This window comes from Paenibacillus sp. NPDC058177, from assembly GCF_042883835.1.
Taxonomy (GTDB): Bacteria; Bacillota; Bacilli; order Paenibacillales; family Paenibacillaceae; genus Paenibacillus_AQ; species Paenibacillus_AQ agri.
Genome location: NZ_JBHVVB010000008.1, coordinates 275,350 through 282,004, shown reverse-complemented (window position 1 = coordinate 282,004; position 6,655 = coordinate 275,350). Strand labels below are relative to the sequence as shown.

6 protein-coding genes, 14 tRNA genes and 1 rRNA gene are annotated in these 6,655 nt (G+C 48.8%); 19 read left to right on the top strand and 2 right to left on the bottom strand.

Annotated elements, in window-relative coordinates:
• The 18 genes from rrf to ACFVU8_RS25955 form a co-directional block, all read left to right on the top strand.
• Positions 1–86, top strand: a 5S ribosomal RNA gene (gene rrf / locus ACFVU8_RS26040); the annotation flags it as partial.
• Positions 87–145: 59 nt separating this feature from the next.
• Positions 146–222: transfer RNA gene (locus tag ACFVU8_RS26035), tRNA-Ile, on the top strand.
• A gap of 3 nt (positions 223–225) precedes the next feature.
• Positions 226–301: transfer RNA gene (locus ACFVU8_RS26030), tRNA-Asn, on the top strand.
• A gap of 3 nt (positions 302–304) precedes the next feature.
• Positions 305–394 (top strand) — tRNA-Ser (locus tag ACFVU8_RS26025).
• A gap of 62 nt (positions 395–456) precedes the next feature.
• A tRNA-Glu gene (locus ACFVU8_RS26020) sits at positions 457–528 on the top strand.
• Positions 529–535: 7 nt separating this feature from the next.
• Positions 536–611 (top strand) — tRNA-Val (locus ACFVU8_RS26015).
• Positions 612–652: 41 nt separating this feature from the next.
• A tRNA-Met gene (locus ACFVU8_RS26010) sits at positions 653–729 on the top strand.
• 4 nt (positions 730–733) lie between these two features.
• Positions 734–811, top strand: a tRNA-Asp gene (locus tag ACFVU8_RS26005).
• 149 nt (positions 812–960) lie between these two features.
• Positions 961–1,035, top strand: a tRNA-Gln gene (locus ACFVU8_RS26000).
• A gap of 5 nt (positions 1,036–1,040) precedes the next feature.
• Positions 1,041–1,116 (top strand) — tRNA-Lys (locus tag ACFVU8_RS25995).
• A 14-nt stretch (positions 1,117–1,130) separates the two neighbouring features.
• A tRNA-Leu gene (locus tag ACFVU8_RS25990) sits at positions 1,131–1,214 on the top strand.
• Positions 1,215–1,220: 6 nt separating this feature from the next.
• Positions 1,221–1,295, top strand: a tRNA-Gly gene (locus ACFVU8_RS25985).
• 7 nt (positions 1,296–1,302) lie between these two features.
• Positions 1,303–1,379 (top strand) — tRNA-Arg (locus tag ACFVU8_RS25980).
• 23 nt (positions 1,380–1,402) lie between these two features.
• Positions 1,403–1,476 (top strand) — tRNA-Pro (locus tag ACFVU8_RS25975).
• Positions 1,477–1,488: 12 nt separating this feature from the next.
• Positions 1,489–1,559, top strand: a tRNA-Gly gene (locus tag ACFVU8_RS25970).
• Between the two features lies 1 nt (position 1,560).
• A complete protein-coding gene (locus ACFVU8_RS25965) occupies positions 1,561–1,713 on the top strand; it encodes a YdeI/OmpD-associated family protein (protein WP_387431202.1) in 153 nt (50 codons plus the stop codon).
• Positions 1,714–1,884: 171 nt separating this feature from the next.
• A complete protein-coding gene (locus ACFVU8_RS25960) occupies positions 1,885–2,835 on the top strand; it encodes a helix-turn-helix transcriptional regulator (protein ID WP_387431183.1) in 951 nt (316 codons plus the stop codon).
• An 80-nt stretch (positions 2,836–2,915) separates the two neighbouring features.
• The gene (locus tag ACFVU8_RS25955) at positions 2,916–3,812 is read left to right on the top strand and encodes a DNA polymerase III subunit gamma/tau (RefSeq protein ID WP_387431181.1); all 897 of its coding nucleotides are present in this window, start codon (positions 2,916–2,918) and stop codon (positions 3,810–3,812) included.
• Between the two features lie 93 nt (positions 3,813–3,905).
• On the opposite strand, the gene ACFVU8_RS25950 is transcribed toward ACFVU8_RS25955, so the two are convergent.
• Positions 3,906–4,361 (bottom strand): GreA/GreB family elongation factor, encoded by a 456-nt coding sequence (locus ACFVU8_RS25950; protein WP_387431178.1) that lies wholly within the window; start codon positions 4,359–4,361, stop codon positions 3,906–3,908.
• Between the two features lie 359 nt (positions 4,362–4,720).
• Between ACFVU8_RS25950 and ACFVU8_RS25945 the strand changes: the two genes are divergently transcribed.
• Positions 4,721–4,915 (top strand): sporulation protein Cse60, encoded by a 195-nt coding sequence (locus tag ACFVU8_RS25945; protein WP_066377049.1) that lies wholly within the window; start codon positions 4,721–4,723, stop codon positions 4,913–4,915.
• A 245-nt stretch (positions 4,916–5,160) separates the two neighbouring features.
• Here ACFVU8_RS25945 and katA read toward each other — a convergent pair whose 3' ends face one another.
• Positions 5,161–6,618 carry a catalase KatA gene (gene katA, locus ACFVU8_RS25940; protein ID WP_387431176.1) on the bottom strand — a complete coding sequence of 486 codons (1,458 nt, stop codon included), beginning with the start codon at positions 6,616–6,618 and terminating at the stop codon, positions 5,161–5,163.
• Positions 6,619–6,655 lie beyond the last annotated feature (37 nt).

Here is a 6,655-nt window from a genome sequence, read left to right as displayed (position 1 = left end):
TACCCATCCCGAACACGACCGTTAAGCCCTCCAGCGCCGATGGTACTTGGACCGAAGGGTCCTGGGAGAGTAGGACGCCGCCAAGCGGACAACCACAAAGCCTGTGGTTATTTTTTTGCCGCATTGCTTACATATGTAGTAAAAAGGGCCTTTAGCTCAGCTGGTTAGAGCGCACCCCTGATAAGGGTGAGGTCGGTGGTTCGAGTCCACTAAGGCCCACCATTTTCCCTGATAGCTCAGTTGGTAGAGCACTCGACTGTTAATCGAGTTGTCACAGGTTCGAGTCCTGTTCGGGGAGCCATTTGGAGAGGTGTCCGAGTTTGGCCGAAGGAGCACGATTGGAAATCGTGTAGGCGCCACAAGCGTCTCGAGGGTTCGAATCCCTCTCTCTCCGTTCGCAGTTTTTATCCTTAGTGGACAAGCGATGTAATGTTTCATTGATTGGTTTTGCAGCATGGCCCGTTGGTCAAGGGGTTAAGACACCTCCCTTTCACGGAGGTAACAGGGGTTCGAATCCCCTACGGGTCATATTTATGGAGGCTTAGCTCAGCTGGGAGAGCATCTGCCTTACAAGCAGAGGGTCGGGGGTTCGATCCCCTCAGCCTCCACCATGTAACCTCCTTCGGGAGACAATAAGATATGCTTTTAATGACGCGGGGTGGAGCAGCCCGGTAGCTCGTCGGGCTCATAACCCGAAGGCCGCAGGTTCAAATCCTGCCCCCGCAACCAATTTGGAACCGTGGTGTAGTTGGCCTAACATGCCTGCCTGTCACGCAGGAGATCGCGGGTTCGAATCCCGTCGGTTCCGCCATTCTTACATGCTTCAGGGATGAGAACTCAAAAATGGGTTCGTTGGAGCATAGGCTTCGATAGGAATACTTCGCAATCTCGTAACGAAGTGAAGAGTATCCCGTCGGTTCCGCCATTCTTTACAAGTTTTAATTACTATTTCATGAACGTTGGGGATTAGCCAAGCGGTAAGGCAACGGACTTTGACTCCGTCACGCATAGGTTCAAATCCTATATCCCCAGCCATTTATGAGCCATTAGCTCAGTTGGTAGAGCACCTGACTTTTAATCAGGGTGTCGAAGGTTCGAGTCCTTCATGGCTCACCATTTCTTTAAAGTGTGCGCGTGTGGCGGAATGGCAGACGCACCAGACTTAGGATCTGGCGTTTCACGACGTGGGGGTTCAAGTCCCTTCACGCGCACCATGTTTTGCGGACGTGGCTCAGCGGTAGAGCATCGCCTTGCCAAGGCGAGGGTCGCGGGTTCGATTCCCGTCGTCCGCTCCATAATTTTGCGCCCTTAGCTCAGCTGGATAGAGCGTTTGACTACGAATCAAAAGGCCGGGAGTTCGAATCTCTCAGGGCGCGCCATTTTTATTAACACAACTGATTGTCGGGATGTAGCTCAGCTTGGTAGAGCACCTGGTTTGGGACCAGGGGGTCGCATGTTCAAATCGTGTCATCCCGATTTTATATCTATGCGGGTGTAGTTCAATGGTAGAACTTCAGCCTTCCAAGCTGATAGCGTGGGTTCGATTCCCATCACCCGCTTATAACAAGAGGCACTTGCCCATTCCGGGCAGGTGCCTTTTTTTGTTTAGTCCACCTAGCTGCTTGGATCGAGGGAGCGAAGCGCCAAGAGACACGGGCAGCCCGGATTGAAAAATCAGTGGGTAAGCTGGCCGAAGGACTCAGGTTGAAATAATGGTTTGGCAAAACATAGCTTCATCCGAACACGGAGGCTTTTGCTCTCCGTGTTTTTTATTATGCAATGGAACGGATATATGTCACCAGCGTAAAGACTGGAGAGGCTGCTATATTCAATTTGCAAATGGATGGTTTTGTAACATAGCAACAAAGGAGTAATGCATACATAATGACAGACAAAGTAATTCGTATTTTCAAAATTATCAATGCCGTCCAGTCTAACCCGGGAATCACTGCCTCCGATCTGGCGTTTAAATGTGATGTGAACATCCGGACAATCTACCGGGATCTAGAGCTGTTGAGTCACATTGCACCTATAACAAATGAAGGAAGGGGAACGGGATATAAATTTATGGGCAAGTTCTTCATGTATCCGCTGGACTTCTCCGAGGAGGAGGCACTGGCGTTTTCCCTACTGCCTTCTGTCCTGAATCAGGATAATATTCCACAGGGGTTTCATACTGGCTATGCTAAGGTGATGGGTACGCATTTGAAGGAGAAATCCAGGCAGAACGGTATTCTTGAGAATATTGCTGATATTATTCAGATGGGGACGCCAGCTTACCGTAAGGAGAGCAAAAGTTTTCTTCAGCCTATTATAGAGGCGATTCTGGAGCAAAGAAGCATCCGTGCTGTATATCACTCGCAGAGCCGTAATGCGGTCACAGAGCGGGAGATTGATCCGTATTATTTGATTCCGCGCGATCAGCGCTTTTATCTTGTCGGGCATTGCCATCTGAAGAAGGCCATTCGTACCTTCCGAATCAGCCGATTCCAGCAGGTTGAGATTACGGCAGAGTATTTTGACAAAGGCAGCTTCAACATTAAGCAATATTTGAAAAACACATGGTCAATTGATCGGGGAAACAAAAATACGAACTTCAAAGTTCGTTTTTCTCCGGAGGTGGCCCGGTATATCAAAGAGGAGGAGCTATTCGTACATCCACGGATGAGGGATGAGCAGGATGGTAGTTTGCTCTTTGAGGTTACCGTCAATAACGAGAAGGAATTTATGAAATGGATTCTCCAATACGGGCCTAATGCCGAGATTCTGGAGCCGTCGTCTGCCAGAGAGCAGTTGAAGCTGCAACTGGAGCAATGGAGAAACCTGTATCGGTAGTGACCATTATCCAAATTTTAGGTATAATTCCATAGAGAGAGCTTGCTTACATCTATTATTGCTCATGAGGGGGCGAACCGGTGTTCAACAAAGGTCAGCGGGAAGATGCCATTGGGAATATGAAGAGGGTACAGGCCACCTATGAAGCAGAGAAACAAGGCTTTATCAAGGATGCGAAGCAGCTGCTGGATAAACGACAGAAACTTCAGACGATAATTAATGAAGCATGGGACTTCATCAATACCATGAGCAACAAACCAGTGGTACTGAATACGGAGTTAAAGGTAATCAAGATCGAGACTAAAAAGTTCTGTGGTCTTCTGAAAACATTGGAGTTGAGGATTAGCAAGGCAAGTCACACTTCTGGTGGACTGCCAGCTACGGATATTATAGCCGGTAGGGGTGTCGCTTCTCATGGACGAACAGCGGTGCTGGCCATTGCCACTACGTTCGGTACAAGGGCTTCTGGAACTACGCTTAGCAGTGCAGGCTCGACCCATACTGAGCTACCTTGGCTTAGGAATGAGATACAGGCTACCGCAAGAGAAGGAAATGCCACTAAGGAGACCTCTCTATTGGGACTAGCTGGCTCTCTGGGCTGCGGTGCTATTCTGAACGTCGGCCTTCTTAGGTATAAAAAGAATAAAAAACTCGCTGAGCGAGCTAATACGGAAGCTGCTAAAATAAACCAGTATATCAGCACAGTAGAAACGACGCGCAAATACATACAGGAGATCATTGAACTTAGTACACGCACCACGGATGCCCTGCTGGGAATGGTGTTGAAATGCCGCAAGTTTCCGGCCGATTACATACAGCTCACCACGGAGCAAAAACAACTGGTGGATACTATGGTGAATAATACGAAGGTGGGAGCAGAACTTCTGAACAGAGTGGTTGTAGACAAGGACATTAGCGAGTTGTTTGTTGATTATAAACCGGATTCAGGTCATAGAATCTTTAGTAGATACATATAGGCAGCCCAAAATGGCCTCTTCCTGTCTGAGACAGTAAAGAGGCCACTTTTTAAACGATCTATGTTATTTAGGCCAATCCTTCTGGGAAAGGAATCAAATGACCTGTCCCACTTCACCGCTATTCACAAATTTAATACTCTCAACGACGACGTCCAATTCACCAGAAGGAACTTTAAGACGCCTTGTGCTACCCACCTCTGCTAATAGCAGCTGCATGCCCACAGGCGAGAGCATGGAGACCTTGCTGTCACTGGGCTCCGCCTGATTGGGGAACACGATGGTGTAGATATCGGTTTCGCCATCCTCAAGATACCGCAGAGTGAGCTGGCTGCCAATCAGGACCCTAGAGTTCAGCTGCTCTTCATTAAAATCGGCGAGTAGCTGTTCGAGTGTGACACAATAGCAGGACAACAGCGCTTCGGCCGTGACTCTTTCCTTGCTTCGCTCGGGAAAATATTGATTTAGGAAGCCCAGCTTCTCCTCGTCAAAATACAGAAGCTGGCTAACGAGTTGCGTCCGCGAGCCCTGGTAGAGAAGACTATGGTTCATAGTAGATTTCCCCCCCTCTAAGCATCACGTTTCTTGTAGATAAAATATAAAACCTCGCCATTCTGAATCCCTCCTGCATTAGTCTATACGAATAGAGACCCCGCATCATTCGGGGCCTTCACCACAGTATAACAGCTGCCAACTGTAAATCCAATCCATCCCGTTGACTCTTTGCAAGGGGAATGCTAAGCTTAGCTCAAGTAAAGGCATTCTGCGTGTAGCTGCGGAGTGCCTTACTCTATGTTTGCGAATAGTTTACATTAAATGTTACCTTAGGAGTGATGCGTCATGTGCATTCTGGGGGCTCAGGTAGAAGCTGAGTAAATCGAAATTAATATTCTTACAAAGGAGAGATTAGGATGATTCAAGTCAAGGAGTTCGTGGATACGGACAATTCTTATGCGGAGAACAAAGCGAATGAATTTTTAGCAGGACTGCAAGAAGAACAGGTAGTGAATGTATGTTATGGTTCTGTGGTCAAGTCTTCACGCGACGGTGCGGAACACCAGAGATCGACGATCCTAATCGTATACAAGACGAATGAGAAACAATAGCTGGAGCCTCTTTTTCACTTGTCTTTCTGCAATATCAACGATTGCTATTTTAATTGTTGTAATTTATTTTGGATTCATCCATTAGTAACATATGAAAGGACCTCAGACCCCACTGCAGAGTGGAGATTGAGGTCCTTTTTCTTATATAAATAAGGTTTAGGGGGATTGGAGAATCACAAATTAAGTGATAGGGGAACTCCAATTTTACTTCTACAATAAGCTGCTCCTATAGATACCAGAACACCTTACACGCTATCAGGTACCTCTAAGCCCAATCCTGCGGCAATACGCTGTCCGAATTCAGGGTCCGCTTTATAGAAATGACCGATCTGCCGGAGCTTGATATCTTCCCGGTCAACCGGGGTCATGGCACCGACAATGTTCTGAACGAGACGGGCACGTTCGTCTTCGCTAAGCAGACGGTACAAATCGCCGGGCTGGGTGTAATGATCATTATGGTCGTAGGCAACGCTGTCTGCCTGACCGGAGACCTCGAATGGGGCTGGTTTGGCTGCAGGTGATTCCGTAGGGCCACCATAGCTGTTAGGCTCATAATAGACAGAGCTTCCGCCGTTAGTGCCGTGGTTCATGGCTCCATCGCGCTGATAATTTCTCACTTCCGCTTTGGGCTGGTTGATCGGCAGACTGTTGTGGTTGGCGCCTACCCGGTAACGATGCGCATCGGCATAAGCGAACAGGCGGCCCTGCAGCATTTTATCAGGGGAAGCTTCAATGCCGGGCACGAAGGAGCCGGGGGAGAAGGTCGCCTGCTCTACCTCTGCAAAATAGTTCTCCGGATTGCGGTCCAGCACCATGCGGCCCACTTCAATCAGGGGGTAGTCCTTCTGCGACCAGGTTTTGGTCACGTCGAACGGATCGAAGCGGTAGGTGTCGGCATCCTTCTCCGGCATAATTTGCACATACAGTTTCCAAGCAGGGAAGTCACCAGCGGCAATGGCATTGAACAGATCTTCGGTATGATAATCCGGGTTCTCAGCGGCAAGCTTGGCAGCCAGCTTGACATCCAGGTTCTTCACGCCTTGCTCTGTTTTGAAATGATATTTCACCCAGACTACGGCACCTTCTGCATTCACCCATTTGAAGGTATGGCTTCCGAAGCCGTGCATATGTCTCAGTGTAGCGGGAATGCCCCGGTCGGACATGAGAATGGTGACTTGATGCAGCGACTCCGGCGATAGTGACCAGAAGTCCCAGACGGCGTTGGGATTCTTCAAATGGGTCTGGGGGTGACGCTTCTGTGTATGAATAAAGTCCGGGAATTTAATGGCATCGCGAATGAAAAAGACAGGTGTATTGTTGCCAACAAGGTCGTAGTTTCCTTCCTCGGTATAGAACTTCACGGCAAAGCCGCGCGGATCGCGTACTGTATCTGATGAGCCAGATTCACCGGCAACGGTGGAAAAACGGATGAACATCGGTGTACGCTTGCCTACCTCGGACAGGAAGTTAGCTTTCGTATATTGCGACAAATCTTGTGTGACCTCGAAGTATCCATGGGCTCCGGCTCCTTTGGCATGCACGACACGCTCGGGAATCCGTTCCCGGTTGAAATGCGCGAGCTTCTCTAGCAGGTGCACATCCTGCAATAGGCTAGGGCCACGGGAGCCAGCGGTCATGGAATTCTGGTTGTCGCCTACCGGCGCACCCCAGCTAGTCGTAAGGTTATTAGGGTTGGAACTCATAAATAGAATCACCTCATGGGATTTGATTTTAGATTTA